The sequence below is a fragment of the Rheinheimera texasensis genome (genome assembly GCF_964031785.1).
Classification (GTDB): Bacteria; Pseudomonadota; Gammaproteobacteria; order Enterobacterales; family Alteromonadaceae; genus Pararheinheimera; species Pararheinheimera texasensis_A.
Window position 1 is genome coordinate 369,624 of the sequence record NZ_CAXIRE010000019.1, and the last position, 26,224, is coordinate 395,847.

General features: G+C 54.3%; 24 protein-coding genes. 10 read left to right on the forward strand and 14 right to left on the reverse strand.

Going from position 1 to position 26,224, the window contains the following annotated elements; all coding sequences use genetic code 11:
* Nucleotides 1-98: 98 nt before the first annotated feature.
* The 7 genes from ABNT34_RS10120 to sstT all read right to left on the reverse strand — a co-directional run bounded on the left by ABNT34_RS10120 (nt 99) and on the right by sstT (nt 7,517).
* A complete protein-coding gene (locus ABNT34_RS10120) occupies nt 99-509 on the reverse strand; it encodes a low affinity iron permease family protein (RefSeq protein WP_348731221.1) in 411 nt (136 codons plus the stop codon).
* 107 nt (nt 510-616) lie between these two features.
* Nucleotides 617-1,396, reverse strand: coding sequence for a 3'(2'),5'-bisphosphate nucleotidase CysQ (gene cysQ, locus ABNT34_RS10125; protein ID WP_348731223.1), 780 nt, complete (start codon nt 1,394-1,396; stop codon nt 617-619).
* Between the two features lie 15 nt (nt 1,397-1,411).
* Nucleotides 1,412-2,023, reverse strand: coding sequence for an adenylyl-sulfate kinase (gene cysC, locus ABNT34_RS10130; protein ID WP_348731225.1), 612 nt, complete (start codon nt 2,021-2,023; stop codon nt 1,412-1,414).
* Between the two features lie 235 nt (nt 2,024-2,258).
* Nucleotides 2,259-3,668: a sulfate adenylyltransferase subunit CysN gene (cysN, locus tag ABNT34_RS10135; RefSeq protein ID WP_348731227.1), complete on the reverse strand. Its 1,410-nt coding sequence runs from the start codon at nt 3,666-3,668 to the stop codon at nt 2,259-2,261.
* A complete protein-coding gene (gene cysD / locus ABNT34_RS10140) occupies nt 3,668-4,570 on the reverse strand; it encodes a sulfate adenylyltransferase subunit CysD (protein ID WP_348731229.1) in 903 nt (300 codons plus the stop codon). Before cysD ends, cysN begins: the two co-directional genes overlap by 1 nt.
* A gap of 48 nt (nt 4,571-4,618) precedes the next feature.
* On the reverse strand, nt 4,619-6,031 hold the full coding sequence (gene cysG / locus ABNT34_RS10145; protein ID WP_348731231.1) for a siroheme synthase CysG: 1,413 nt from the start codon (nt 6,029-6,031) through the stop codon (nt 4,619-4,621).
* A gap of 253 nt (nt 6,032-6,284) precedes the next feature.
* The gene (gene sstT, locus ABNT34_RS10150) at nt 6,285-7,517 is read right to left on the reverse strand and encodes a serine/threonine transporter SstT (RefSeq protein WP_348731233.1); all 1,233 of its coding nucleotides are present in this window, start codon (nt 7,515-7,517) and stop codon (nt 6,285-6,287) included.
* 181 nt (nt 7,518-7,698) lie between these two features.
* Here sstT and ABNT34_RS10155 point away from each other — a divergent pair, with 181 nt between their 5' ends.
* The 4 genes from ABNT34_RS10155 (at nt 7,699) to ABNT34_RS10170 (ending at nt 12,102) form a co-directional block, all read left to right on the forward strand.
* Nucleotides 7,699-8,859: a hypothetical protein gene (locus ABNT34_RS10155; RefSeq protein ID WP_348731235.1), complete on the forward strand. Its 1,161-nt coding sequence runs from the start codon at nt 7,699-7,701 to the stop codon at nt 8,857-8,859.
* Nucleotides 8,860-8,982: 123 nt separating this feature from the next.
* A complete protein-coding gene (locus ABNT34_RS10160; RefSeq protein WP_348731237.1) occupies nt 8,983-10,218 on the forward strand; it encodes a hypothetical protein in 1,236 nt (411 codons plus the stop codon).
* Complete coding sequence (locus ABNT34_RS10165) at nt 10,208-11,266, forward strand: histidine kinase (RefSeq protein ID WP_348731239.1); 1,059 nt, start codon at nt 10,208-10,210, stop codon at nt 11,264-11,266. The genes ABNT34_RS10160 and ABNT34_RS10165 overlap by 11 nt, the downstream gene beginning before the upstream one ends.
* Nucleotides 11,267-11,274: 8 nt before the next feature.
* Nucleotides 11,275-12,102 carry a LytTR family DNA-binding domain-containing protein gene (locus ABNT34_RS10170; RefSeq protein WP_348731241.1) on the forward strand — a complete coding sequence of 276 codons (828 nt, stop codon included), beginning with the start codon at nt 11,275-11,277 and terminating at the stop codon, nt 12,100-12,102.
* On the opposite strand, the gene ABNT34_RS10175 is transcribed toward ABNT34_RS10170, so the two are convergent.
* Nucleotides 12,099-13,487 (reverse strand): S41 family peptidase, encoded by a 1,389-nt coding sequence (locus ABNT34_RS10175; RefSeq protein ID WP_348731243.1) that lies wholly within the window; start codon nt 13,485-13,487, stop codon nt 12,099-12,101. The genes ABNT34_RS10170 and ABNT34_RS10175 overlap by 4 nt on opposite strands.
* Nucleotides 13,488-13,829: 342 nt before the next feature.
* Between ABNT34_RS10175 and ABNT34_RS10180 the strand changes: the two genes are divergently transcribed.
* From ABNT34_RS10180 to ABNT34_RS10195, 4 genes are all read left to right on the forward strand, one after another.
* Nucleotides 13,830-14,390, forward strand: coding sequence for a hypothetical protein (locus ABNT34_RS10180; protein ID WP_348731245.1), 561 nt, complete (start codon nt 13,830-13,832; stop codon nt 14,388-14,390).
* A gap of 24 nt (nt 14,391-14,414) precedes the next feature.
* Entirely contained in the window at nt 14,415-15,116 is a 702-nt protein-coding gene (locus tag ABNT34_RS10185) for an ABC transporter ATP-binding protein (protein ID WP_348731247.1), read from the forward strand.
* A gap of 113 nt (nt 15,117-15,229) precedes the next feature.
* Nucleotides 15,230-16,369, forward strand: coding sequence for an FtsX-like permease family protein (locus ABNT34_RS10190; RefSeq protein ID WP_348731249.1), 1,140 nt, complete (start codon nt 15,230-15,232; stop codon nt 16,367-16,369).
* A 177-nt stretch (nt 16,370-16,546) separates the two neighbouring features.
* Nucleotides 16,547-17,290, forward strand: coding sequence for an outer membrane lipoprotein-sorting protein (locus ABNT34_RS10195; RefSeq protein WP_348731251.1), 744 nt, complete (start codon nt 16,547-16,549; stop codon nt 17,288-17,290).
* Between the two features lie 52 nt (nt 17,291-17,342).
* On the opposite strand, the gene ABNT34_RS10200 is transcribed toward ABNT34_RS10195, so the two are convergent.
* The 3 genes from ABNT34_RS10200 to ABNT34_RS10210 form a co-directional block, all read right to left on the reverse strand.
* Entirely contained in the window at nt 17,343-18,077 is a 735-nt protein-coding gene (locus ABNT34_RS10200) for a phosphoadenylyl-sulfate reductase (RefSeq protein ID WP_348731253.1), read from the reverse strand.
* 61 nt (nt 18,078-18,138) lie between these two features.
* A complete protein-coding gene (cysI, locus tag ABNT34_RS10205) occupies nt 18,139-19,857 on the reverse strand; it encodes an assimilatory sulfite reductase (NADPH) hemoprotein subunit (protein ID WP_348731255.1) in 1,719 nt (572 codons plus the stop codon).
* Nucleotides 19,857-21,668: an assimilatory sulfite reductase (NADPH) flavoprotein subunit gene (locus tag ABNT34_RS10210; protein WP_348731256.1), complete on the reverse strand. Its 1,812-nt coding sequence runs from the start codon at nt 21,666-21,668 to the stop codon at nt 19,857-19,859. Before ABNT34_RS10210 ends, cysI begins: the two co-directional genes overlap by 1 nt.
* Nucleotides 21,669-21,984: 316 nt before the next feature.
* Here ABNT34_RS10210 and ABNT34_RS10215 point away from each other — a divergent pair, with 316 nt between their 5' ends.
* Entirely contained in the window at nt 21,985-22,794 is an 810-nt protein-coding gene (locus ABNT34_RS10215) for a DUF2884 family protein (protein WP_348731258.1), read from the forward strand.
* A 101-nt stretch (nt 22,795-22,895) separates the two neighbouring features.
* On the opposite strand, the gene ABNT34_RS10220 is transcribed toward ABNT34_RS10215, so the two are convergent.
* Nucleotides 22,896-23,363 carry a hypothetical protein gene (locus tag ABNT34_RS10220; protein WP_348731260.1) on the reverse strand — a complete coding sequence of 156 codons (468 nt, stop codon included), beginning with the start codon at nt 23,361-23,363 and terminating at the stop codon, nt 22,896-22,898.
* Between the two features lie 185 nt (nt 23,364-23,548).
* Here ABNT34_RS10220 and ABNT34_RS10225 point away from each other — a divergent pair, with 185 nt between their 5' ends.
* The gene (locus ABNT34_RS10225) at nt 23,549-23,896 is read left to right on the forward strand and encodes a RidA family protein (protein ID WP_348731262.1); all 348 of its coding nucleotides are present in this window, start codon (nt 23,549-23,551) and stop codon (nt 23,894-23,896) included.
* Nucleotides 23,897-23,899: 3 nt separating this feature from the next.
* Here the strand turns inward: ABNT34_RS10225 and ABNT34_RS10230 are convergent, their stop codons facing one another.
* Both ABNT34_RS10230 and ABNT34_RS10235 read right to left on the reverse strand, forming a co-directional pair.
* Nucleotides 23,900-24,484: an ankyrin repeat domain-containing protein gene (locus ABNT34_RS10230; protein ID WP_348731264.1), complete on the reverse strand. Its 585-nt coding sequence runs from the start codon at nt 24,482-24,484 to the stop codon at nt 23,900-23,902.
* 132 nt (nt 24,485-24,616) lie between these two features.
* The gene (locus ABNT34_RS10235; RefSeq protein WP_348731265.1) at nt 24,617-26,137 is read right to left on the reverse strand and encodes a catalase; all 1,521 of its coding nucleotides are present in this window, start codon (nt 26,135-26,137) and stop codon (nt 24,617-24,619) included.
* Nucleotides 26,138-26,224: the final 87 nt, after the last annotated feature.

The following is a 26,224-nucleotide window of genomic DNA, read 5'->3' on the forward strand; positions in this document are numbered from 1 at the left end:
TGCGGTAGTCGGATTGAACAATATACAGACTGGCATACACGCCTTTTTCTTTCAGGCAATGGCAAAAATAAACCTCAGGTGGCCAGAGTATGGCCACATCACAGATCCGGCGTGTCAGTATCCGCAGCACCACTGGCCAGTTGTTTACGCGCCATCGCGGCTAAATCCTGATATTTGCGCTTAAAGGCATCGAGGTTTTCTTCTTCCAGTTCCTCAAGGTCGAGCAAGGCATTGTGCGCACCCTGCGTGACGCGGATCAGTTCGTCCAGTTTGACCTGGATGGCTTCAGTGTCGCGATTTTGTGTGTTTTGGATGAGGAACACCATTAAAAAGGTGATGATCGTGGTGCCGGTGTTAATCACCAGCTGCCAGGTATCGCTGTAGTCAAACAACGGCCCTGTCGCCAGCCAAACCACTATCAGGCCAACGGCCAGGCTGAATACACGGGGACGGCCACAAAAATGGGCGGCCGCTTTGGCAAAACGGGAATACCAGGTGGCAGCTCGCATACAGACTCCACAATAATGAATTCGCAGAGTCACTGTACGGCTGCTGTCGGATAACAGCAAGGCTGGTATCAAAGCACAGCGTGGGCAACAAAACCAACCGCAGCGGCTTAAACCCGCACCACAAAATTGCCGTTACGCAGGTTTTCGCGCTGATAAGCCGGGCCTTCAATGCCGTCATACACGACGCTGGCCCCGGCGGCAGTGGCGATGATATGGCCAGCGCCGGTGTCCCATAACATGGTCGGGCCAAAGCGCGGATAGATGTGCGCCGCGCCTTCGGCCACCAGACAGAATTTTAACGAGCTGCCGACCGCGACCAGTTCATGCAACGGGAACTGTGCCAAGTATGGCTCCACTTCCGGCTGGTAATGGCTTTTACTGCCAACCAGCCGCACTGTTTCGCCGGCTTTGGGTGCAGTGGCCTGGATTGCCCGCTCGCCGTTGTTATCAGCGACAAAAGCCCCCAGCCCTTGTGCGCCGCTGTAGGTTTTGCTGAGTGCCGGTGCATGGATCACACCGAGTACCGGTTCACCGCCATCAATCAACGCGATATTGACGGTGAATTCGCCGTTTCTTTTGATAAATTCTTTAGTGCCATCCAGCGGATCCACCAGCCAGAAGCGTTGCCAGTGCTGGCGCTCGCTCCAGGGGATATCAGCAGCTTCTTCGGACAACACCGGGATCTCCGGCGTAAGTAATTGCAGTTCGCGCATAATCAGCTGATGCGCCGCCAAATCGGCCGCAGTCAGCGGGCTGTCGTCAGCTTTATGTTGCACATCAATGGCTTGGGGCTGGTTGTAAATCGCCAAAATAGCGTCGCCGGCAGCAATACTGATACGGCGGATTTGTGGCAGCCATTGGCTGAGTTCAGCGGGCGTGGTTAGCATTTACAAAGGTCTCTGTCAGGCTTGTGGCCGGATGATGCCACGTTGCTCCAGCAATTGCAGCAGCTGCTGCACGCTGTCATCGAGTGACAACACGCCGGTATCCAGGCTGATTTCAGGCTGTAACGGAGCCTCGTATGGATCTGAAATCCCGGTGAAGTTAGCAATCTCGCCCCGCCGGGCTTTTTGGTACAAGCCTTTGACGTCGCGCTGCTCACAAACATCCAAAGAGGTTGCCACATGGACTTCAATAAAACGGCCTTCAGGCAAACTGGCGCGAATCGCATCGCGCTGGCTACGCAGCGGCGAGACAAAAGCACTTAACACAATCAGGCCAGCATCCAGCATCAGACCGGCGACAGCGCCAACGCGGCGCAGGTTTTCATTGCGGTCGGCTTCGCTGAAACCTAAACCGGCGCATAAACCATGGCGCACGTTGTCGCCATCCAGCAGATAGGTATGAGCACCACGCTTGAGCAACGCCTGCTCCAGCGCGCCGGCGACGGTCGATTTACCGGCACCGCTTAAACCAGTGAACCACAACACCACCGCCTGCTGCTGTTTCTGCGCCTCGCGGTCGGTGCGGCTCACCGCATGTTGTTGCCAGACGATGTTGTTGGTTTGGGTCATCTACTGTTGCCTGCATTTATGCTGATAAAAGAACTTCACCGGCCAGAAGGTGGCGATCGTTTTTTCGTTTAGCAGACCCTCTGCGGCAGGGATGCCGCAGAGGAGCCTACATGGACGTATTCACGGCGTGTCTGCGTTCGAAAAACGGGCGGCACCGTTGCTGCGGACCGACTTACACAATGACGATGCCGTCTACACGGACTGACTTACATAAAATAAAGTCAGCAGCCATCCATCACAACTTACTGATATCCAGCGCCTGCCAGTGCGGGAAATGTTTCCGCACTAAAGCGTTAAACTCCAGCTCAAAAGCACTGAATTCAGTTTTGTTGCTGCTGGACGCCAGCGCGCTGTCGACCATACCGGCACCGACTGTGATATTGCTTAAGCGGTCGATAAAAATAAAGCCACCGGTGTCGCGGTTTTTGCTGTACGGGTCAAATACCACAGCTTCAGTCAGCTCCAGCTCGACCAGCGCGATACTGTTAAGCGCCAGTTCGGTCGCCGCATGCTCTTCCAGCGTATTGACATCAATGCTGTGCGCAATAGCAGTCACAGTGCCCGGCACTTTTTTCGTGCCGAGTTTAATGTTGTATTGTTTACCGATAACAAGCGGATCTTCGTGCATCCAAACCACTTTGGCCAGAATACGGTTTGACACGCAGGCATGGTGCTGGGCTTTGGCTATCACGTCGCCGCGGCTGATATCAATCTCGTCGGCCAGCGTTAACGTCACGGCCTGACCGGCAAAAGCTTCCGGCAAATCGCCGTCAAAAGTCACAATAGATTTCACCACAGAGCTTTTACCAGACGGCAACGCGACGACCGCATCACCAACCTGAAAACTGCCAGATGCGACGGTGCCGGCAAAACCGCGGAAGTCCAGATTCGGTCTGTTGACATATTGCACTGGCAAACGCGCTTCAAAGGCGTGATTAAAACCAGTGACCGGCGCATCTTCTAACAGCGCCAGCAGAGTCGGCCCCTGATACCAAGGTGCTTGTGCCGACGGGTTCACCACGTTGTCGCCGTTTAACGCTGACAGCGGCACAAACTGAACATCCGGCACATGCAGCTGCTCGGCAAAAGCTAAGTAGTCGCGGCGAATTTCGTCATAACGCGCTTCGGAGAAGCCAACCAAATCCATTTTGTTGATGGCGACGACAAACTGCTTAATACCCAACAGCGCACAGATAAAGCTGTGGCGGCGCGTCTGCACCTGCACACCATAGCGCGCGTCGACCAGAATAATCGCCAGGTCGCAGTTCGAGGCGCCGGTCGCCATATTGCGGGTGTACTGCTCATGACCCGGCGTGTCGGCGATGATAAATTTGCGTTTAGCCGTGGAGAAATACCGGTAGGCCACGTCAATGGTGATGCCTTGCTCGCGCTCTGCCTGTAAACCGTCGACCAGCAGCGCCAAATCGACAGTTTCGCCGGTGGTGCCATGGGTTTTACTGTCTTTGTGCAATGCGGCCAGCTGATCTTCATAAATCTGCTGGCTGTCGTGCAGCAAACGGCCGATCAGCGTACTTTTGCCGTCGTCGACCGAGCCACAGGTCAGGAATTTCAGCAGCGATTTATGCTGTTGTTGTCTGAGGTACTCTTCAATCCCCAGTTGTTCCAGTTCAATTGCGACTGACATCAGAAATACCCCTCACGTTTTTTCTTTTCCATCGAACCACTGGAATCGTGGTCAATGACGCGGCCCTGGCGTTCGCTGGAGCGCGATAACAACATCTCTTCAATAATGCCGGTCAGGCTGTCGGCGTCGGATTCAATGGCGCCGGTCAGCGGATAACAGCCCAGGGTGCGGAAGCGCACCAGTTTTTGCTCCGGCTGTTCGCCAGGGTTAAGTGGCATGCGGTCGTCGTCGACCATAATCAGCGTGCCATTGCGTTCCACCACAGGGCGGTAAGCGGCAAAATATAGCGGCACTATGTCGATATTTTCCTGATAGATGTATTGCCAGATATCCAGTTCGGTCCAGTTCGACAGCGGGAACACCCGGATACTTTCGCCTTTATTGACCTGACCGTTGTAGGTATGCCACAGCTCAGGCCGCTGATTTTTCGGGTCCCAGCGGTGATACTGGTCGCGGAACGAATAAATCCGCTCTTTGGCGCGGGATTTTTCTTCGTCACGACGGGCACCACCAAAAGCGGCGTCAAAGCCATATTTGTTCAGCGCCTGTTTCAGGCCTTCGGTTTTCATCACGTCGGTATGCTTGGCGCTGCCGAAGGTGAACGGGTTCATGCCCATGGCGATGCCTTCCGGGTTTTTATGCACCAGCAGGTCAAAGCCGTATTCCTTCGCCACTTTGTCGCGAAACTCAATCATTTCGCGGAATTTCCAGTCAGTGTCGACATGCAGCAGCGGGAACGGGATCTTACCCGGATAAAAGGCTTTGCGCGCCAGATGCAGCAGCACCGACGAGTCTTTGCCAATCGAATACAGCATTACCGGATTATCAAATTCGGCCGCTACTTCGCGGAAGATCTGAATACTTTCCGCTTCGAGCTGTTGTAAGTGCGTTAAGGTCGGCATATCAGTTACCTTGCTATAAAACTTATTAAATTCAATCTGTTTAAGTTGTTATCCGTGTAGCGGCGTCAACTGCGCCCGCGGCGCCTGTGCACCGTACCAGGCTAATTTGCTTTGCAGCGCCACCACTTCGCCAATCACCAGCAAGGCCGGTGATTGCACCTGCTGGGTGTCAATGAGTTCCGCCAGTTGGCCGAGCGTACCGGTAAAGACTCGCTGCTCAGGCCGGGTGCCGTTTTCCAGTATCGCCACCGGCGTATCCGCGGCGCGGCCCGCAGCCAACAGCTGCGCCTGAATATGTGCCGACTTCATCAGCCCCATATAAATCACTAAGGTTTGATTCGGCCGGCTCAGGCTATGCCAGTCCGGTTCTTTGCCGTCTTTCTGACAATGACCGGTGACAAACTGCACGGCCTGGGCATAATCGCGGTGCGTCAGCGGAATACCGGCATAAGCGGCACAGCCGGCGGCTGCTGTGATGCCCGGCACCACCTGAAATGGGATTTGATGCGGCAACAAGACTTCAATTTCTTCCGCGCCGCGGCCAAAAATAAAGGGGTCGCCGCCTTTTAACCGGCAGACTTTTTTGCCTTCCAGTGCAAGCCGTACCAGCAGCTCATTGGTCTCTTCCTGCGCGACCGAGTGGGCGCCGGCTTTTTTGCCCACACAGATAAGCTCAGCGTCGCGGCGCACCAGCGCCATAATGGGTTCTGAGACCAAGTAGTCGTACACCACCACGTCGGCCTGTTGCATCAGCTGCAACGCTTTCAGCGTTAATAACTCCGGGTCGCCGGGACCAGCACCGACGACAAAAACTTCACCGCGCAGCGGCTGATGGCCGTCCAGCATTTGTTCCAGCGTGTCTTCTGCGGCCTGCGGCTGACCGCTTTGCAGCAGGCTGACGACTTTGGAGCTGAACACCTGCTCGTAAAACTGGCGGCGGGCAGCGAAATTGTCCAGTTTCTGCTGCACCTGTTTACGGAACTTGCCGACCAGCGTCGCCAAAGGCCCGAGGTGCTGCGGCAATAAAGTTTCTAACTGTTCGCGCAGCCGGCGTACCAGCACCGGCGCGGCGCCACCACTGGAAATCGCTATTTGAATGGGTGCGCGGTTAATAATGGACGGGAAAATAAATTCGCATTTGTCCTGGTCGTCGACGGTATTGACCCAAACCTGGCGTGCGGTGGCGGCCTGATGCACCGCGGCGTTGACCACATCATCGTCGGTGGCGGCGATCACCAGCCAATGCCCGGCAATGTGCTCAGGCTGAAAGTCGCCTGGCAGCAACCTGGCTTTGCCTAGTGTGGCCCAGTGCTGGAAATCCGTTTCAAACTGATGTGACACCACTGTAAGCACAGCGCCGGCATCCAGCAGCGCCCGCGCTTTGCGCAGCGCGACATGACCGCCGCCGACCAGCAGCACGGCTTTGCCGGTTAAATCAGTGAAAATCGGTAAATACTGCACGTTAATATCCCCACGGGCTCCTGCCTTGGTCAGGCTCAGATCGTCGACTCACCATACTGCATTTTTAGCAAAAAGCAGTGTGATGATTTTATCTGGTTGCGATATTAGACGTCTAAACGTCCTGAATCCAAGAAGCAAATCGGCTCAGATATAACGAAAAGGAATTAGCGGCTTGGTTTTCGGACTTTAAGCAGATGCGTAGACGGGTAATAAAACAGGGCCGGCATGTTGGGTGCCGGCCCTGGTATCCTAATCAGTGACCCGCGCGCTGACTAACTGCGGCGGTAAAGACCACATCGGTCGAACTGTTCAGCGCGGTTTCACAGGAATCCTGCACCACCCCGATGATAAATCCAACGGCCACCACTTGCATCGCCACTTCTGCCGGAATACCAAACAGGCCACAGGCCAGCGGGATCAGCAGCAAAGAACCACCAGCCACGCCGGAAGCACCACAGGCACACACAGAAGCAACCACGCTTAATAACATCGCGGTGGCAAAATCAACCGGAATACCCAGCGTATTCACCGCCGCCAGCGTCAATACTGTGATGGTGATGGCCGCACCGGCCATATTGATGGTAGCGCCAAGCGGAATGGACACAGAATAAGTATCTTCATCCAGTTTCAGCTTTTCACACAGCATCATATTGACCGGGATATTGGCCGCAGAACTGCGGGTAAAAAACGCGGGAATGCCACTTTCGCGTAAACAGGTCAGCACCAGCGGATAAGGATTACGCCGTGTGGTGATAAATACCAGCAGTGGATTGACCACAAAGGCAATCACCGCCATAGACCCGACCAGCACCAGCAACAAATGGCCATAACTGGCGAGGCCAGCAAAACCGGTTGTGGCCACGGTTTCGGCCACCAGACCAAAAATACCAACAGGTGCCAAGCGGATAATTAAGGTCACCAGATGCGAGACACCGTGCGAAATATCGCTGAAGACTTTTTTCGTGGTACTGTTGGCGTGATGCAGGCCAAGACCAAAACCAATGGACCAGGTTAACACGCCGATAAAGTTGCCGGTCAGTAATGCATTCACCGGATTATCTACTGCCTGAAACAGAATGCCTTTTAATACCTGACCAATGCCCTCCGGGGCTGTCACCGCTTGTTGGGCGTCAGTCAACACCAGACTACTCGGGAACAGAAAACTGGCGCCGACAGCGGTCAGCGCCGCCAAAAAGGTGCCGAGTAAATACAGCACCAGTACCGGTTTCATCTTCGCCTGACCACCGATTTTGCGGTTAGCAATAGCCGATGCCACCAGTACAAATACCAGGATAGGCGCGACCGCTTTCAGTGCTTTAACAAACAAAGCGCCCAGCATCGCAACGGATTGACCAGCCTCAGTCGACCAGCTTGCCAGCGCCACACCTAAAATCATGCCCAATAAAATTTGTGGCACTAAACCAAAATGGGCAAAAAAGCCTTTTTTCGGTAATTCAGCGCCTGATACTGTTGTTTTTGTTGTCATTATAGGAATTTCCGCTTGAGTTGCTGCCTGATTCTGCCGTGTCCGGGCGGCTGGAGCAAGGCTGACCAGCATCGCCGGAGCGAAACTCTGCGGCGAATGCGGCAGACACCGGTCATTTTCCGCTGGAATTCATCAACACTGTTGTGTTAACAATATGAAAAAATATTTATAGAGAATAACAATGCACCGGATTTTGTTATGCCTGACCCTGAGCCTGACCGGTTGCGCGCAGCAGCTTGCTGTCACACCACAGCCCGCAGCTATCGCGAAACCTGCTGCAGTGCAGCTGGTTGCACCTCAGATACCGGCGCAGACCTTTGCCCCTGCAGCGCCAATACCACAGATACAAGACTTGCTGGCACTGACCGCAGAGCAAAAACGGGATTTCCTCAATTATTTCCATCACCCGCGTTATGCCGATCAAACCTCTGCTTACCGGCTCTATAGCTATATGCAAAACGTGTTGGCAGTGTTTCAGTTCAGTGGCAGCACTACGGCCGCCAGCGAAGTGATGCGCAGCGGTTCCGCCAATTGCGTCAGCCTGGCATTGCTGACCAAGGCACTGGCCGATGTCGCCGGTATCAACGTCCGTTTTCGCGCCACTTACCGTGAACCTGTCATCGATATTCGCGGCGATTTGTTATTACAGGCGACCCATGTGCGCAGTTATCTGGACTCCGCAGTCAGTGACAATTCGATACAATTTCGCCAGCTCTACATCGACTATTTTCGCGGCCCATTGACTTATCAGGGGGATTTTCTCAGCGATGCCCGCTTCAAAGCCATGGTTTACAACAATCTGGCGGCTGAAGCCTTGTTACGCGGTGAGCTGAACCAGGCCTATGCCCTGGTCCAGACCAGCCTGCAACAGGACGACCAGTTTATCCCGGCGATTAATCTGATGGCGGTCTTGTTACGCCGCCAGCAACAGCCTGAGTTGGCCCAGCAGTGGTATCAATATGGCCTGGCGGTGGCACCACAGCAACTGGCCCTGCTACATAACTATCAGGTGTTGGCAACTCAGCTGGATAACCAACCGCTGGTCCAACAGATAGAACAGCAGCTGGCGCAGGCCGACAGTGATGACCCTTTTGAACTGTACATTCAGGCTGTGCAGGCGGAGCAGGCCGGGCGTGACGCACTGGCAATCAGCTTCTATCAGCGTCTGCAGAAAAAAGTCCCTTACCTGCTGCAGGCCAACCAGGCGCTGGTGCGGCATTATCTGAAACATCATCAGTATCAGGCGGCGCGACAACTGCTCGAAGAAGCGCTGGAATACAGTTACGAGCCGGAAAAACGCTCCTTGCTGCAGCATAAACTAGCGGTACTGCGCACTATGTAACCGGCCATTGCGACAGCTGGTCGGCGTTTTTGACCTTTGGTCAGCGCGCCGGGCAGCAACGACTCACTCCTTTTATTCTGCCGTGACAGTCCTTTCCCGGACTGAGCGAAAAAGGAGTGCTCCATGTCCCTGTGGTATCTGATGACGGCTGTTGCGCTGAGCTGCGGCCTGAGTTTTAGCCTGAGCGTACAGGCTCAGCCAGATGTGCAATACCGTGTCCTTGGCAGTGTCGCCAAAGGCGACAGCCTGTTGCGTGGGCCACAGCGCCAGCAGTTGCTGCTCCAGACCCTGGATTTACAATGGCAAGGCCAGCCTGGCGCCCACCAGCAATGGCAGCTCGCCGGAACTTTGTGGCGCACAGATCCGCAGCAGCCGGCCAGTGTAACGTCCGAACAAAAGCTGGAATTTTCCGAAGCTTACTGGAGCATTGACGCAGGTAACTGGAGTTTTAGCGCCGGTAAACGCAAACGCGATTTTGACGTGAATTATGGCCTGCGCCCGCTGGATTTATTTTCGCCAAACGACACACTGGCGCTTTATACCGTCGTCGCACCCGGCGTCTGGCAAGCGGCTGCCGACTGGTTTGGCGCCGACAATGCCTGGACTTTGCTGTGCAATCAGACGGTACAAGTGTTTCGCCGCTATGGCCAAACCTTGCCCGCCAGCACCGGCTGTGGCGCGCGCTATTATCAGCAGGCCGGCGACCTGGAGTGGCAGGTGCTGGCTCATTATGACGAGGACATCGGTTGGCGCTTTGGCGCCAGTCAGGTCTGGGTGCTGAATGAAGGGCTCGCGCTACAAGGCAGTTTGCTGTGGCAACAGCATTACTGGACCAATCAGTGGGTCCAGTGGCCCGCGCCTCTAAAGCCGGCTGGCGCCGGAATCAGAGCCGGCATCGATCGTCCTCTGGCCGATGCCGTGCAGCAACAAGCGGCCTGGCAGCTTAGTACCGGCCTGAATTACACCCATGCTGATGGCTGGAATCTGTTGCTGGAATATAGCTATGACGGCCAGGCCAGCGCCGATCAGCACTGGCAGGCACTGCAACACCGGCTGCAAGGCCCGGTGCTACAACCCCTGGAGCGGCAAAGCAGTCTGCAACTGTTCAGCGGTCGCCAGCTGACGCGGCAACAATGGCTGCTGCATCTGCGCGCGGAAGGGGACTGGCAGCCGTCCCTGACGCTGCTGTATCAACCAGCGGTAACAGGATTGTTAATTTCTGGCGCAGTCAGTTATAGTGTCAGCGACAAACTCAAAATTAACTTAGGGATCAAACACTTCGCTGGACCAGCCGACAGCAGTTTCCGTCTGCTTGGCAAAAAACACGAAGTTGTGGCCGGAGCCCAATATGCCTTCTGATGCCGCTACACCCATAGCGCAGAGCCATCCGCCGTTCTGGCGTGACCAGCTGAACCTGATTGTGCCCTGTTCTTTGCTGGCGTTACTGTTCACCTTGTTTGGTATGGGGCCCTGGTGGCTGCAATTGTTATATTCAAATGGGATTGGATTGACGATGCGCAGCACTATTCGCTGGTTGCAGCGTCGTTTCCCCGCACAATCAATGACCTTGCACACCGTGCTTGCGCTGACGCTGGCCGCACTCCTCTGGTTCGGCTTACCAATGGGCTGGACTTACTGGCAGTTCAGTGCAGCTGGCAAAGCATTCAACCCGGGTTTTGACTTGTCGTTGCTCGGTATTGTCGCGGTGGTCAGCGTCGCGATGACGGCGTTTTATTATCTGCTCGACCAGAAACATCAACTACAACAACAGTTAATGCAAACCGCACTGAAACAATCTGAACAGGAAAAACAGCTGCTGGAACAACAACTGAAACTACTGCAGTCACAGATCGAGCCGCATTTTTTGTTTAACACCCTGGCCAATGTGCAGGCGTTGATCCGGCTTGAACCGCAACAGGCCAGTCAGATGCTGGCCGCGTTAACCACTTTATTACGCCAAAGCCTCGACCAGACCCGCGCTCAGCTGGTGCCGCTGGCCGATGAACTCAGCTTCAGCCGGGCTTATCTGCAAATTCAGCAAATTCGCCTCGGTGAGCGTTTGCAGCTGGACTGGCAACAAAGCGACGACCTGCCGCTGCAACTACCGGTGCCGTCGGTGCTGTTGCAACCTTTGTTGGAAAACGCCTTGCAGCACGGCATTGAACCGGTCCGCAGTGGCGGTCAGCTGCAGATTCGACTGTTTGTCGAACAGCAGAAACTGTGTTGTGAGCTGCGCAATTCCTTGCCGTCAGTGGCCACGGCTCAAGCTCCCGAGGGCCGACAGAACCACGGCATTGGCCTCAGCAATACCCGCGCGCGGCTGCAGCAACGTTATGGCGGTTTGGCCGGTTTAACTTTAACGCTGGCCGACCATCAGGCCATTGTCCGTCTGGAGATCCCGCTTTGAATACTGATATGAATACTAGTGTGAGTACCTCAGCTCCCCGCCTGCTGATTGTTGATGACGAACCTTTGTTACGCCGTCATTTACAAGCACTGCTGGCAGAGTTCTGGCCAGAAGCACAGACCACATTGGCCGAAGACGGTGCCGTTGCTTTGGCCCTGTGTCAGCAACAACCCTTTGACGTCGCTTTTCTGGATATTCAGATGCCGGGCTTAGATGGACTGCAGTTATTACGCGAGTTACGCCGGTTACCAGCGCCGCCTTTGGTGGTGTTCAGCACCGCCTATAACCAGCATGCCGTCAGCGCTTTTGAGCTGGAAGCGGTGGATTATTTGCTCAAACCGTTAGAAGAAGCGCGGCTGCAGCAGTGCATCACACGTCTGCAACAAAGACTGAGCCAGCAGCAAAAACCCCAGGCAAATTTGTTGCATTTACAACAGCTACTGAGTCAGCTTTTGCCGCCCGCTGCAGCAACGGAGGCACAACACGACGCCCCGCCAGCGCCAACGACCGAATCACTGCGCTGGATTAAAGCCAGTCAACGCGACACCATTCATCTGCTGGATGTGGGCGATATCGACTTTTTCCTCGCCGAAGACAAATACACCACGGTCGACAGCACCGGCCAGCAATACCTGATCCGCACCTCAATCGCCACTTTGGAACAACAGCTCGACCCGCAGCTGTACTGGCGCATTCACCGCGGCTGCATCGTACAGGTGAAAAGCATCCTGAAAGTCGAACGCGACGAATTTGGCCATATGACGCTGGTACTGAAAAACAACCCGACGGAACTGGCTGTCAGCCGGGCTTATCAGCATTTGTTTCGGCAGCACTAAAGCCGGCTGTTCAGGCGCTGTTGTTTCGCCGCTACTGCGTCAACCACGGCCTCAATCAGTGCATCCGGGTCTGTGACATCATCCGGTAGCAGCCAGTCTGGTGTCAGTAATTGTTCGGTGCTGCCGCCGGCTGGCCGCGCTGCCCAGAATCGTGGCACTATGATTTGCAGCTTGCTGTGGGGCAACTGGTAAAACTGAATACCACCGGTACTGCGGGAACGCACATAGCTGCCTTCGCCCACCAGGGTGGCAAAACCAAAATCCTGCATCACGTTACTAAACTGCACAGCAGACGAATAGGTACGCCGGCCAATCAGCACAAACACCTGGCCGTGAAAACGCAACGGATTGTCTAAATCGGCCGGATACCAGGTTTTAAACTCACTGTCGATCACTAACCCAGCCGGCTCAGCTTGTGATGCGCGGCTGGCAATGACTTTCTTCCGGCTGAAGGAGCCCACCCGGAACGCCTGATCAGCCAGGTATGGCAACAGATGCTCAATCCAGACTGAATCATTGCCACCGCGGTTTTCCCGTACATCGATGATCAGGGTATTGGCGCCGGACGCTTTGATTTCACTGAAAGTCTCTTTAGTAAATGCCGCAACGGCCTTATCGTCTTCCCAGTCAAAACTGCCGATTTTCATATAAGCAGCTTGTGGGCTCAGTGTTTTGTAGTGGAAATTAGCGGCAAAGCTGTCAGCGGTTTTGCCAATGACCGCAACCTCACGACTGGCCGCTACAGTCACAGTCTGCACTTTGCCCTGCTGCTCCAGCTGCAATTCGTATTGTGCCGGCGTGCCATATTTACTGGCATAAAACAGCTGAAATGCCGGCCCCAGTAAATTGGCGCGGTTCAGCGGCGTGTCGCCATGCCGCAGGGCCAGCAACTCCCGGCCAATCTGCGCAGCCGGGACACCATTAATCTGTTGAATTACCGCGCCCAGCCAGGGCGATTGTTTGCCACCAGCCTGCGCCAGCACCCGCATTTCACCATCTGGTCTTAATTGCAGTTCCAGTGGAAACAGGCCTGTGGTTTTCGCCAGCCGGGTTAAATCTGCTGCAGCGCCCGGCAAGTTGACTGACCAGTGGGCATCGTTAAATAAAGGATTTAACCGGGCGGCAAGCAGCCAGAATTCAGCAGCACTTTTTGGCGTGGTCAGCTGCGCTTTAATCTGCGCAAACATCTGCTGCAGTTGCGCTGGGTCGGCCGAGTGGCGGATATCAGGATGAGTCGCTGCGATAAATTCCTGCAGACTGGCCAAATCGGCTTGCAGTTGTGCCGGGCTTAGCAGCTCGGTCTTTGTTGTCACTTGGGTCGTCGGCTCAGCATTGGCATGCGTTTGCATCGACGTGGTGAACGCCAGCAGACTGCAACACAACACAAGGGATCGCCCTAAGGCGTGATTTTTTTTCAGCCATGAAGCAGTGGAGACATGAAGCAGAGGGCGCACGGTCATTTTATTAGTCCTTGGATGACGTCTGTAAGTGTTGCCGGCTTGGTCGTATTGCTATAGAAAAAAGTTGTCTGCCGTTGCAATTTTTTAGCAATTTTTCAAAAAATCGGTTTGGCAGTCCGCAATTCATCATGTCATTCAGCGCAAGTTTTTACCGTTCAGCGCCATTTTTGCCCGTCTGTCAGCTCAGTCTGCGACTTGTTCGCTGAGCCCTTAAAGTCACTCCATCAGGCCACTAAGCCCAACCGGCCTCAACTCAGGAGAGACTACATGAATACAACTCACATCTTCCGCCCGCTGTTACTGACTTCAGCGCTGATGCTGGCCGCGCCGGCGCTGGCAGATAACTGGCTGTCTGTTTATCAGCAAGGTGTACAGGGCGATGCGACCGCCAACGAACAAGCCATTGAGAGACTCACCACCGCCAGTGCTGCAGCTCCGGACGATCTGCAGTTGCAGGCCATGTTAGGCGCGGTAGAAACCGCGTCAGCCAAACACGCCATGCTGCCGTGGAACAAAATGAAAGCGGCCGAACAGGGCCTGAGCAAACTGGATAAAACGCTGCGCCAGCTCAACCCGCAGGACCGCGCGCAGGCTGCTGTGACCATGCAGGTTCATACCATCGCCGGCTGCACTTTTATCAATATGCCCGACCTGTTTAACCGCTTTAACGAAGGGTATGCGCTGCTGAAAAACCAGATAGAAAGCCCGGCCTTCGCTTACGCACCTACAGGCGCAAAACAAGCCCTGTACAGCTGCGGCGCCAAAGCGGCCGGTAAAGCCGGTGACGAAGCACTGGCGAAAACCTGGCAACAGCAAAGCGCGCAGTAAGAAAGCGATAACAAGGAGCGGGCCATGTTGAAATTCGAACACTTGAGCAAAACCTACGGCAGCGGTTTGTCACAAAACACCGCGTTAAAAGATGTCAGCGCCGACATTTGCGCCGGCGAGATGGTCGCTTTATGCGGCCCGTCCGGCAGCGGCAAATCGACCTTATTGAATTTACTCGGCCTGCTCGACACGCCAAGCCAGGGCCAGATTTGGCTCAATCAGCAGTCTGTGCCTGCTGATGCGGCGGCACTAGCCCATCTGCGCTGCCGGGCCATTGGGTTCATTTTTCAGCGCTATAACTTATTGCCGGTGCTGACGGCGCTGGAAAACGTGGAATATCCACTGCAGCTGCTGGGTGTCGCCAAAGCCGAACGCCGGGCGCGGGCCATGGCCCTGCTGGAGGCGGTTGGCGTCGGCAAATTTGCCAGTCAACGGCCGGATCAACTCTCTGGCGGCCAGCAACAACGGGTGGCAATTGCCCGGGCTTTGGTCAAAGCACCCCCACTGGTGATTGCAGACGAACCGACTGCCAACCTCGATGGCGTTAGTGCTGCCCAAGTGATTGATTTAATGCAGCAACTTGGCCGGGATGCCAACACCACTTTTTTAATTGCCAGCCACGACCCACGGCTGTATGAGCGCTGCTCACGGTTATTAACCCTCAAAGACGGCGTGCTGGTGGAGAATCAACCGCAAAGCCTGAACCCAGCGCGCCGCGCCAGTTAAATCACTTAACGTCGACAGATCCGAGGAGAATCATTATATTGCATGCTGCCTGTTTAAATTTATGGCGCCACCGCCGCCGCACCTTGTTCACCGGTCTGGTTTGCAGTGCTGCGATGACCGCGGTATTGTTGGGTGCTGGTTTTGCCCTGTTTACTTATCAGTCACTGGCCGAAAAAGCTGCGCGCGATTTGGGCCATCTGACCCTGAGCCACCCGGATTATTTCCTCGACAATGAAGATGTGCCGCTGCAACACGGCATCCAGCGCGACCCGGCGCTGGAAAAAAGATTGCTGGCGCGCGACGACGTCAAAGCCGTGTTACCGCGCTTACAGTTTTCCGGTCTGGTGTCCAACGGTGAAAAATCGACGATTTTCCTCGGCAGTGGCGTCGATGGCAGCGAGTTCCAGCTAAAAGGCCCGTTCCTGAAGGTCAAAGCCGGCGGCGTGTTGCCACCGGCTTACCTCAATAAAGTGGACGACAACATCCCGCTGCTGATTGGTGAAGGCCTGGCGGCCATTTTAAAAGCTAAAGTCGGCAGTGAACTGAGCCTGATGTCCGCCACCAGCACGGGTGCGCTCAATGCGTTGGATGTAGTGGTCGTTGGCATCTTCTCCACCGGCGTACCTGATCTGGATAAACGCCAGTTATATCTGCCCATCCAAGCCGGCCAGCAATTGCTGCAAAGCGACAAAATCAGCGAACTGAATATCTATCTGCTGCACGACCAACAACAAGCCGAACTGGCAGCCGCGCTGCAGAACGAATTACCGGATAGCAAAGTGACGCCCTGGCAAGACCGCGCCTTTGTGTTTAAAGCCGTGCGTGACCTGTACAACCGCATCTTCGGCACGCTCGGTATCCTGATGTTATTGCTGGTGTTATTCGCCGTCGGCCATGGTATTTCACAAGTAGTGACTGAGCGCACCCGCGAGATTGGCACTATGGCAGCGCTTGGCGAGCGCCGCCACCGCATCGTCGGTAACTTCGTACTGGAGGCCTTGCTGTTAGGTGCCTTCAGCGCTGTCGCCGCCACGCTGTCTACGTTGTTGTGCTGCGAATTGCTACGCCAGTTTGAAGTAATGATGCCCCCGCCACCAGGCTCCAGTCAGGGCTATCCGCTGATGATAAGTTTCAGCGCTGAACTGACCTTCTATGCTGGCCTGGTGTTGATGGCGGTCTGTATGTTGTTCGCGCTGAAAGCCAGCCTGAGCGCGGCACGCAAGCCACTGGTCGATGCGCTGGGGTTTGTTTGAGTCGATGTCGTCACAGACAGTCTGGGACTCACAGTCTGGGACTCACAGTCTGGGACTCACAGTCTGGCGCAACGGGCAGCAGTCTGGCGCGCCAATTGCCCCTTGGTCAGCCCGCTCTGCGTCAGCGCAATGAAGCCCTTAAGCTACATCCTGTCGCCCAAAACAAAGGATTTGATCATGCAAAAAACTCTGACTTTTTTCGCCGCATATCTGTGCGGCGCCCTGTTGCTGCCAAGTGTCATGGCGGCGGAATTACCACTACCACAGGCACAGCAATATCTGGCAACCGCCGAACAGTTTCGCGGGCCGCAACAAAGTTTTGTGCTGCAGGGCCGGATTGAAACCATCAAAGCCGGCCGCAGCGAAAAAATGCAGCCGTATCAGCTGCTGTCCGGCGAAGATCGCAAGTCACTGGTGATTTTCATCGGCGGTACCAGCCAGGGGCAAAAAGTGTTATTGCAGGACCAGCAATTCTGGCTGCAACTGCCGGGCAGCCGCCGCGCGCTGCGCATCACGCCGCTGCAAAAGCTGATGGGCGAAGCGTCCAGCGGCGATGTGGCGACACTGAACTGGCAACAGGATTATCAGCTGGTCGCTGCCGATGAGCAAAAAGACGGTATTCAGCTCAGCCTGCAGGCCAAGCGCGAAGGCCTGAGTTATCAGCGCATTGAGCTGTGGGTAAGCCTTAGCGACCAATTCCCGCAACGGGCTGAGTTTTACCTACCCTCCGGTAAACAAGCGAAATCAGCGCGATTTGTTCGTAGCCAAGCCGGTGAAGCCCCGCGCGTTGTGGCGATGGAACTGTTGGACCGGATGCAGAGTAAAAATGTGACGGTGCTGCACTACGATGTGGTGACGCCACAAGCCTTACCGGCACGCTTATTTAATCCGCAGGCGCTCAGTACTGTGCAGGCGATATAACCTTGTGATTGGGTTTGATAGCAAAACGCCTGCAACAACAGGCGTTTCTCGTTCAGATGCCGTCTCCGGCGACATGCAAACCACATTCGCGGCCCATGCCATTAAAGCGGGTGTCTTCTTCGCTCATACCAAGCGACAGCGGCGCACTGGAATGGGTGTCGCCGACCGACATATAACCCTGCTCCCATAACGGATGATAGGGCAGACCATGCGCTTGCAGATAATAGTGAATATCTTTGTTGGTCCATTCGACAAGCGGATTAATCTTCAGCACGCCGCGCTGAATACCAACAATCGGCGTATCGGCGCGGCTGCTGCTTTGACTACGACGCAGGCCGGTGAACCAGCTGCTGACCTGTAATTCCTGCAGCGCACGATGCATCGGCTCGACTTTGTTCAGCTGGTTATATTGCTTCAGGCCCTCGGGAGTAGTCCAGAGCTGACCAAACCGCGCTTCCTGCCAGGCTGGCGTGATGTCGGCGTGGTAGACCTTAAGATTGAGCTGTAAACGGGCGGTCAGTTCATCGATAAAACGATAAGTTTCCGGAAACAGATAACCGGTATCGGTCAGCACCACCGGAATATCGGCTTTGGCCTGAGTCACCAGATGCAACATCACCGCCGCCTGGATGCCAAAGCTAGAACTCAGCATATGCTGGCCCGGTAATTCCTGCAGGGCAAAAGCCACCCGTTCGGCCGGTGACAGTGCCGCCAGCCTTTGGTTGATTTCCGCTAACGCTTGCTGCTGTGCGGCCGGATCCAGCTGTAAAATCTGCTGATAACTCATTTATTTACCTGTTTCTTCGTGTTTTTGGCGGGTAACCCCAAGGGTTACCCCTACGGCTTAATTACGCGTGGAAGTCGGTTTTGCTGACTTTCACTTCAGCGACCACGCCCACCCGAATGACAAAATCACCAAAACATTCACCGGCCTGACGTTCCAGCGCCCAGCGGCCAATTAATGTGTCGAGCGCCGCCAGAATTTCAGCCTCAGCCACGTTGTCTAAATACAGCTTCGGAATGCGGGTGCCGGCAGTGTTGCCGCCCAGATACAGATTGTATTTGCCGGGGCCACGGCCAACTAAACCGGCTTCCGCCAACATGGCGCGGCCACAACCGTTCGGACAACCAACCACACGTAAGATGATGTGATCGTTTGCCACGCCGTGCTTGGCCAGAATGCCTTCGACATGGGTGACTAACGTCGGCAAATAACGCTCAGCTTCCGCCATAGCCAGCGGGCACGTCGGCAGCGACACACAAGCCATCGAGTTTTTGCGCTGTTCTGTGACTGTGTCTTCAATCAGGCCATGGGCGCGGGCAATGGCTTCAATCTGTGCTTTATCTGCAGCAGCAACACCAGCGATGATCAGATTCTGATTCGCCGTCATGCGGAAATCGCCTTGGTGGATTTTGGCAATTTCCGACACACCGGTTTTCAGCGGCTTGCCCGGGTAATCCAGCAAACGGCCGTTTTCGATAAACAGCGTTAAATGGTGTTTGCCATCAATACCCTCGACCCAACCAAAGCGGTCGCCGCGATGGGTAAAGGTATAAGGCCGGCTTGGCTGGAACTGTACACCGACGCGTTTTTCCACTTCTTGCTTAAAAGTCTCCACGCCGATGCGGTCGATGGTGTATTTGGTTTTGGCATTTTTGCGGTTCACCCGGTCACCATAATCACGTTGTACTGTGACTACGTGTTCCGCCACTTTCAGCACATGTTCAAGGCCAATAAAACCAAAATCTTCGGCGCGGCGTGGGTAAGTGCCTTTATCGCCGTGTGTCATGGCAAGACCACCACCGACCAGCACGTTAAAGCCGACTAACTGGCCGTTTTCGGCAATAGCGACAAAGTTTAAGTCGTTGGCATGCACGTCGATGTCGTTATGCGGTGGGATGACGACCGTGGTTTTAAACTTACGCGGTAAATAGGTATCACCTAAAACCGGTTCGGTTTCAGTGGTTTCGACTTTTTCTTCATCGAGCCAGATTTCGGCATAAGCGCGGGTTTTCGGCAGCAGATGCTCAGAAATTTTCACAGCCCATTCATAGGCTTGCTGATGCAGCACCGATTCCACCGGGTTCGAGGTGCAAAGCACGTTACGGTTCACATCGCCAGCAGTCGCAATCGAATCGATGCCGATACTGTTCAGCATCTGGTGCATAGGTTTAATGTCTGGCTTAAACACACCGTGGAACTGGAAGGTCTGGCGCGTCGTTAAGCGGATACTGCCGTACAGGGTTTTTTCGCTGGCGAATTTGTCGATAGCCAGCCACTGCTCCGGCTTAATAATGCCGCCCGGCATCCGCGCCCGCAGCATCACGTTATGCAGCGGCTCCAGTTTTTGTTCGGCGCGTTCGGCGCGGATATCGCGGTCATCTTGCTGATACATGCCGTGAAAACGCACCATTAAGTAGTTATCACCGGTGAAACCGCCGGTAATTTCGTCTTTTAAATCTGTGGTAATAGTGCCGCGTAAATGATGGCTTTCGGCTTTTAACCGCTCGTTATCAGACAGCGCGCCCTGCACCTGCAGCTCAGGGTTAATCGGATATTGGCTCATTAATACACATCCTTCTGATAACGTTTGGTTTCACGCAGTTGTTCAAAGTATTCAGTCGCGGCTTCTGCGTTCAGGCCACCGTGCTCTGCGGCGATGTCCAACAGCGCCTGATGCACGTCTTTGGCCATGCGGTTGCCGTCCCCACAAATATACAGGTGCGCGCCTTGTTGCAACCAGGACCAGACTTCAACCCCTTTGGCTTTGAGTTTATCCTGCACATAGATTTTCTGCGCCTGATCGCGGCTAAAAGCCACGTCCAGTTTGCTCAACACACCGCGTTTTAAGTAATCCTGCAGTTCCACCTGATAGAGGAAATCGCGGGTGAAATGCGGATTCCCGAAGAATAACCAGTTCTGGCCAGTCGCGCCGGCGTTGTCACGTTCCTGTAAAAAGGCACGGAATGGTGCAATACCAGTGCCTGGGCCAATCATAATGACCGGCGTATCGTTATCCGGCAGGCGGAAGTTGTCATTGTGTTCGACAAAAACTCTGACCTTGCCACCTTCTGCCAGCCGCTCGGCCAAAAAGCCTGAAGCGCCGCCTAAATGGGTCTGACCAAAAGTATCAAACCGCACCACGCCGACTGTTAAATGCACTTCTTCACCGACTTCGGCCTGGCTCGAAGCTATCGAATACAAGCGCGGCTGCACTTTACGCAGACAATCGACTAAAGCTTGCGCCTGTAATTGGGCCGGATGCTGCAGAATCACATCAGCCGTCTGGCGTTCGGCCAGATAAGCGCGCAGCGCGGTTTTATCTGCGGCCAGTTGCTGCAGTTCGCTGTTGCCGGTAGCGGTAGCATATTTCTCAACAAAAGACGGGTAAGACTGGGTCAGTTCTAATTCACGTAACAGCGCATCGCGCAGCGTCAGAGCCTGACCGCCCAGGCTGACTTCGGTGTCACCTGAAGTGCCGGTTGCTTGCAGCACGGCATCGACCAGCGCCGGATCATTGTCAAAAAACACACCCAGTGCATCACCCGGCTGATAGGTCAGGCCGGTGTCGGCTAACGAAATTTCAATGTGACGCACATCTTTGGTGGAATTACGCGCAGTGATTTTTTGGTTGGCCGCAAGTTCCGCCGTGGCCGGATGTTGTTTGTCGTAAGGGCTATGGCTGCCGGCAGTAGCCGTGCTGCCCGGCCAGGCGATGACCTGAGCACTTCCAGCGCCGGCGGCTTTTAACAGCGGGCTGAATACATCCAATGCACCTTGCTGCCAGCTGGCTGCGGCATCCGCATAGTCGACATCCAGATCGGCGCGGGCAAACAGCCGTTTGGCGCCAAGCGCTTCGAGCTGCTCATCGAAATCCACAGCGGTTTTACAGAAAAATTCATAGCTGGTGTCACCGAGGCCCAACACGGCGTATTGCAGCTCCGGCAGTTTTGGCGCTTTTTTACCAAACAGGAATTTATGGAAGCTGACCGCTGATTCCGGCGGCTCACCTTCGCCATAAGTCGAGGTGACAATGATCAGGAATTTTTCTTTGGCTAAGGCATTGGTTTTATACGACGCGATGTCCTGCAACTGTACCGCCACACCCTGCGCTTCGGCCGCCGCTTTGATTTTTGCCGCAACGCCTTTGGCGTTACCGGTTTGCGATGCATACAAAATGGTCAGCACAGCGGCTTGTTGTGACGCCGACGCAACGCTAACAGCGTTTGCGCCGGAAGCCAGCTGGGCCGCAGCCGCCAGATAACCACTGACCCAGGCTTGCTGGATGGGATTGAGCTGGCTGACCAATTTCTGTAAGTCCTGAACTTGCTGCGCACTAAGCGGGCTGGCTGGTGCGATCAGTGAAGTAAACGGCATAACGACACCTGTACTGTCAAAATTGTCGTTATTTTATCCATATAGACGGCTAAACCAGAAAGAATTGATCGGCACCACTTATTCGAATTGGTTATATACCAAGATTGTCTGGCGATAGTGATTTTTTGACTAATTGTTAGTGGAAAAGACTAAGCATTCATTTTACCCCTTTCTGCCAAACCAATAATGAGCAATAAAAATCAATAACATATAGATTGGCACAGCCTTTGCGATAGCAAATTATCTGAAACAGTCAGCATAGGTTCAGCCGGACCAGGCCTGACATCATCACTCACTACGACGAAGGAATGGACTTATGAAACTGTTAATTGCCGCCACTTTATTCAGCTCTATTGCCATGGCTCACGAATCGGACCACAACTGCTCACTGGAATTACATGACGATTTACTGGTGCAACGCGCCGATGTGCAGTTGCTGCGGAACGACGCGCCGTTATGGCGTATCAGCGATCAGGGTCAGCTGTGGATCAATAATCAAGCCGTCGATACCGATGCAGACACCGCAGTGTTGTTACAAAAATATCAGGCTGGTCTTCGCACCAACGCCGAAGACACAGTGACACTGGTCGCCGACGCCGTGTCGATGGCTTCTGAAGCGCTGACCCGTGTGATGGCGCAGTTTGAAGTCGATAACGGCGAAGCGCAGGCCAATATCGACCGCGCGCTGAACAAAATGCGTACCAATCTCGACCAAATCCTGCTGCGCAGTGACAACAGTATCCGGATTAACGGCAGCAAACTGGCCGGTATCGACAACGGCTTTGATGACGAAATGTCTAAAGCGATTGAAGAATCCGTCGCCGAAATCACCGGCAATGCACTGATGCTGGTTGGTAAAGCCATGAGCAGCGGCGAAGGTAATTTTGAACAACGGATGGAAGCATTCGGCAAAAAAATGGACCAATTTGGTAACGAGCTGGAAGCTGATATGAACGCCCGTGGCGACCAGCTGGAAGCGCGTGGTCAGCAGATCTGCAGCTCACTGCAGCAGCTGGACGGTCTGGAAGCACAAATTCAGGCCAAAGTACCAGCAATGCAAAAATTTGATTTGATTCAGGTTTCTGAAAACAAAGCTGCCGGCGACACCGCCAGCAGCGCTGAATAAGGTTTATTTCCCACGAGAGTTTGCTGAAACCTCTCAACACCCGTTGCCCCGCTTTTAGCGGGGCTTTTTTATCGGTTAGCAAACCATAGCGTGCAAACTGATCAGTCTTGCGGCAACAACCAGCGGGCTTGCGGTAATGCAGCAGTGAGTTGCTGCCGGACGGGCTGATATTCCGCGTACGGGATCAAAAACTGCCTTGTTTCGGCAGGTACTGGTGCTCCGTTCTCAATCGTCAGATAGACATAAGCTCGCTGCTGGTCAATCACGCCCATTTCAACTTGCGTGATGGCTTGCTGTGGCCAACTTTCACCGCCAATGTGCAGCTTCCCGCCGTCCAGCTGCAGTTGTGATTGCAGCGATGTGATCTGCGTCGCTAACACTGCGGCCCCTTCCCGGCGGTGGCGCTGGATCAACCAAATCACTATCAACCAGGCAGCGAGCACTGCCCCCAAAGCCAACCAGTCTTGTTGTAACCAGCGTTGATAGCCGCTGATGCTAAAAGCCAGTGTTGCCAGCAACAACAACAACCATTTATTCAGCGTAAACTTCGGCACTGTATTGTTCGTCATATCCACACTTCATCCAGCGAGTAAAAAACCACGTATTTTGTTGTGGCAGACGTTGGGTGACAACTGTCTGGCAGCTGTTTTTTTGGCTTTGTGGTTTCAGATGTTGCTGAAACCAGCCGTGTTGCCACGCTTGCCAAGTAAATCTCTGCCTGCTAAAACAGCGCAACTTCAATGGAGAACAACTGATGATTCAGCGTATTTTACCGGGAACGCGTTATTCCGAAGCCGTGATCGCCGGCGGTTTTATTTTTTGTGCCGGCATGGTGCCAAACGACACCAGCCTCGACATTCAGGGCCAGACCGCCGATGTGCTGGCGCAAATCGATGCCTTGTTGGCCGACTGTGGCGCGAGCAAAGCAGACATCGTCGATGCCACTATTTATCTGGCCGATATGGCCGATTACGCTGGCATGAATCAGGCCTGGGATGCCTGGGTGGCCGCAGGTCAGGCGCCGGCCCGCGCCACAGTTGAAGCGCGTCTGGCTGATCCGGCCTGGAAAATAGAAATCAAAGTCACGGCATTTCGCGGTTAATCACTAAGGCTGAACTGCAGTCGTCGATGCCTGTGCCGCTGCGCTGTCCTGCAGCTGAGTTGCCAGTGCTTTAAACTTCTCCGTCTGGCCGAACTTTTCCGCAAACTGCGCCGCCGTCATCTGACTTTTGTCCGTGATGGTGTCTGTCGCTTTGGCGCTATTGTCCTGGTCACAATCAATGGCGTACAGCTGCCTGGCAATCTGCCACTCGGCTTTAATCATCGCGCCCATTAACGCGGTATGACCTCTTTTGTCACGGATACAGGCGTCTGCGCCGGCTTTCAGTAATAGATCCACGGCGCTGACCTGTCCCTGATAAGCAGCAATCATCAGCGCCGTGTAACTGGCCTCATTTTTTAAATCAACCGGGAAACCGGCCTGTACAAACTCCTGCAACACGGCCGTTTCGCCACTACGGGCAGCCGCAAAAAAATACGGGCTCAGCGCCGTCAGCGTTGCTGGCTGTTGCGCTGCAGATACCGGCGTATCGGCGGCGGAAGTTTGCGGGGCCGGCTGTAGCGGGTCTGCCGCCACATCAGCAAACAGCAATACCAGCGTCACTGCGACCATCTGACGATATTTTTTCATCACCCTATCCTCCCAATCCAGTTAAATGCCTGCGAAGCTCAACCCTTGTTGCAGGAAGGAGCCAAAGAGCCTCGCAGGACTTTAACCCTCAGCAGGTTCCGGCACGCCTGCCCAAGCCGGAACCTTTGGCGCTTAAAGCTTTGCTGCCACCGCTTTCACAGTCTTGATATCGCCTTTGACCGCTTTAGTCAGCGCAGTGCCGTAATCGGCATCCGCTTTATAAAAATGTGCCAGCATCTTGTGTTTGGTGGCGCTATCTTGGACGGCTGCCAAATCACCAGCCAGATTGCGCACCAGATTCTGCTTGGCGGTTTTATCCAAAGCGCGGTAGAACTCACCGGCCTGACTGAAGTTGTCAGTTTTGGCGATAATTTGCTGCTGCACTGTGCCTGACAGTGGCGTAGCCACAGCCCGGGCGGCCGCCAGCGCTGGTTTTGGCTCGATACTGCTTGGTTCGTAGTTCACATTCGATTTGGTGTTGCCATAGTTCATCGCACCATCCTGATTGTTGCTGTTCACAGCAACCAGAGGGCGGTTAATCGGCAATTGTTGATGGTTGGCACCAAGGCGGTACATTTGTGTATCGCTGTAGCTAAAAATCCGGCCCTGCAACAGACGATCTTCTGACGGTTCAATGCCCGGCACTAAGTTGGCTGGGGCAAAAGCCGACTGTTCGGTTTCCTGGAAGAAGTTATCCGGCATCCGGTTCAGCGTCATAGTACCGACTTTCACTTCAGCCACACCGGGCCAGACTTTCGTCGCGTCCAGCGGGTTAAAACTAAAGTCATCCAGCTGTTCCGGCTTTAATGTTTGTACATACAAATCCCATTTCGGCAAATTGCCGGCATTGATTTCTTTGTATAAATCCCGCGTCAGATGGTTAAAGTCCATGCTTTGTACTTTGGCGACCTGCTCAGCATCAAGACTCTTAATACCTTGTTGCGATTTCCAGTGGAACTTCACATAAGTTGTCTCGCCTTTGGCATTGATGAACTTAAAAGCATGGACACCAAAACCATCCATTTCCCGGTAGCTGGCCGGGGTACCGAGGTCGGAATAAACCTGCGTCAGCATGTGGGTGGATGCCGGATCTTGTGACATAAAATCAAACACCCGGTTTGGGTCCTGCATATTGTTTATCGGTGATGGCTTCAGCGAATGCACCATGTCTGGAAACTTGATCGCATCGCGGATAAAAAATACCGGCAGGTTATTTCCAACCAGGTCCCAGTTGCCTTGGTCGGTATAAAACTTGGTGGCAAAACCGCGTGGGTCACGCAGCGTTTCCGGGCTGTGATTGCCGTGGATCACGGTCGAGAAGCGCACAAACACCGGGGTCTTTTTGCCTGATTCAGCAAACAGACTGGCGATGGTTAAGTCCGGGATGGCCTGAGTTACGACAAACTCACCATGTGCACCGGTGCCACGGGCATGTACCACCCGTTCAGGAATACGCTCACGGGCAAAACGTTGTAATTTCTGAATTAAATGCACGTCTTGCAGCAAGGTGCTGCCATTTGGACCTGCAGTGATGGAGTTTTGGTTATCACCAACAGCGGCACCGTTGTCTTTGGTCAGCGTTTGCGCCTGTACCGCAAAACTGCCCGTGAAGTGCGCCAACACCGCTAACGCGACGACTGTTTTTTTGTTCATTTGATTGTCCTCTGTCTGAGTCAGCTCTTTCCTGCCTGATCAGCTTAGGGGCGCCATATGAATTTAAAAAATGATATAAATGAATAT

Excerpts from the sequence above, each read along its gene's own strand:
- ABNT34_RS10120 (WP_348731221.1), bottom strand. The coding sequence starts at position 509 with ATGCGAGCTGCCACCTGGTATTCCCGTTTTGCCAAAGCGGCCGCCCAT.
- cysQ (WP_348731223.1), bottom strand. The coding sequence starts at position 1,396 with ATGCTAACCACGCCCGCTGAACTCAGCCAATGGCTGCCACAAATCCGC.
- cysC (WP_348731225.1), bottom strand. The coding sequence starts at position 2,023 with ATGACCCAAACCAACAACATCGTCTGGCAACAACATGCGGTGAGCCGC.
- cysN (WP_348731227.1), bottom strand. The coding sequence starts at position 3,668 with ATGTCAGTCGCAATTGAACTGGAACAACTGGGGATTGAAGAGTACCTC.
- cysD (WP_348731229.1), bottom strand. The coding sequence starts at position 4,570 with ATGCCGACCTTAACGCACTTACAACAGCTCGAAGCGGAAAGTATTCAG.
- sstT (WP_348731233.1), bottom strand. The coding sequence starts at position 7,517 with ATGACAACAAAAACAACAGTATCAGGCGCTGAATTACCGAAAAAAGGC.
- ABNT34_RS10155 (WP_348731235.1), top strand. The coding sequence starts at position 7,699 with ATGCACCGGATTTTGTTATGCCTGACCCTGAGCCTGACCGGTTGCGCG.
- ABNT34_RS10160 (WP_348731237.1), top strand. The coding sequence starts at position 8,983 with ATGTCCCTGTGGTATCTGATGACGGCTGTTGCGCTGAGCTGCGGCCTG.
- ABNT34_RS10165 (WP_348731239.1), top strand. The coding sequence starts at position 10,208 with ATGCCTTCTGATGCCGCTACACCCATAGCGCAGAGCCATCCGCCGTTC.
- ABNT34_RS10170 (WP_348731241.1), top strand. The coding sequence starts at position 11,275 with ATGAATACTAGTGTGAGTACCTCAGCTCCCCGCCTGCTGATTGTTGAT.
- ABNT34_RS10180 (WP_348731245.1), top strand. The coding sequence starts at position 13,830 with ATGAATACAACTCACATCTTCCGCCCGCTGTTACTGACTTCAGCGCTG.
- ABNT34_RS10185 (WP_348731247.1), top strand. The coding sequence starts at position 14,415 with ATGTTGAAATTCGAACACTTGAGCAAAACCTACGGCAGCGGTTTGTCA.
- ABNT34_RS10190 (WP_348731249.1), top strand. The coding sequence starts at position 15,230 with ATGACCGCGGTATTGTTGGGTGCTGGTTTTGCCCTGTTTACTTATCAG.
- ABNT34_RS10195 (WP_348731251.1), top strand. The coding sequence starts at position 16,547 with ATGCAAAAAACTCTGACTTTTTTCGCCGCATATCTGTGCGGCGCCCTG.
- ABNT34_RS10200 (WP_348731253.1), bottom strand. The coding sequence starts at position 18,077 with ATGAGTTATCAGCAGATTTTACAGCTGGATCCGGCCGCACAGCAGCAA.
- cysI (WP_348731255.1), bottom strand. The coding sequence starts at position 19,857 with ATGAGCCAATATCCGATTAACCCTGAGCTGCAGGTGCAGGGCGCGCTG.
- ABNT34_RS10210 (WP_348731256.1), bottom strand. The coding sequence starts at position 21,668 with ATGCCGTTTACTTCACTGATCGCACCAGCCAGCCCGCTTAGTGCGCAG.
- ABNT34_RS10215 (WP_348731258.1), top strand. The coding sequence starts at position 21,985 with ATGAAACTGTTAATTGCCGCCACTTTATTCAGCTCTATTGCCATGGCT.
- ABNT34_RS10220 (WP_348731260.1), bottom strand. The coding sequence starts at position 23,363 with ATGACGAACAATACAGTGCCGAAGTTTACGCTGAATAAATGGTTGTTG.
- ABNT34_RS10225 (WP_348731262.1), top strand. The coding sequence starts at position 23,549 with ATGATTCAGCGTATTTTACCGGGAACGCGTTATTCCGAAGCCGTGATC.
- ABNT34_RS10230 (WP_348731264.1), bottom strand. The coding sequence starts at position 24,484 with ATGAAAAAATATCGTCAGATGGTCGCAGTGACGCTGGTATTGCTGTTT.
- ABNT34_RS10235 (WP_348731265.1), bottom strand. The coding sequence starts at position 26,137 with ATGAACAAAAAAACAGTCGTCGCGTTAGCGGTGTTGGCGCACTTCACG.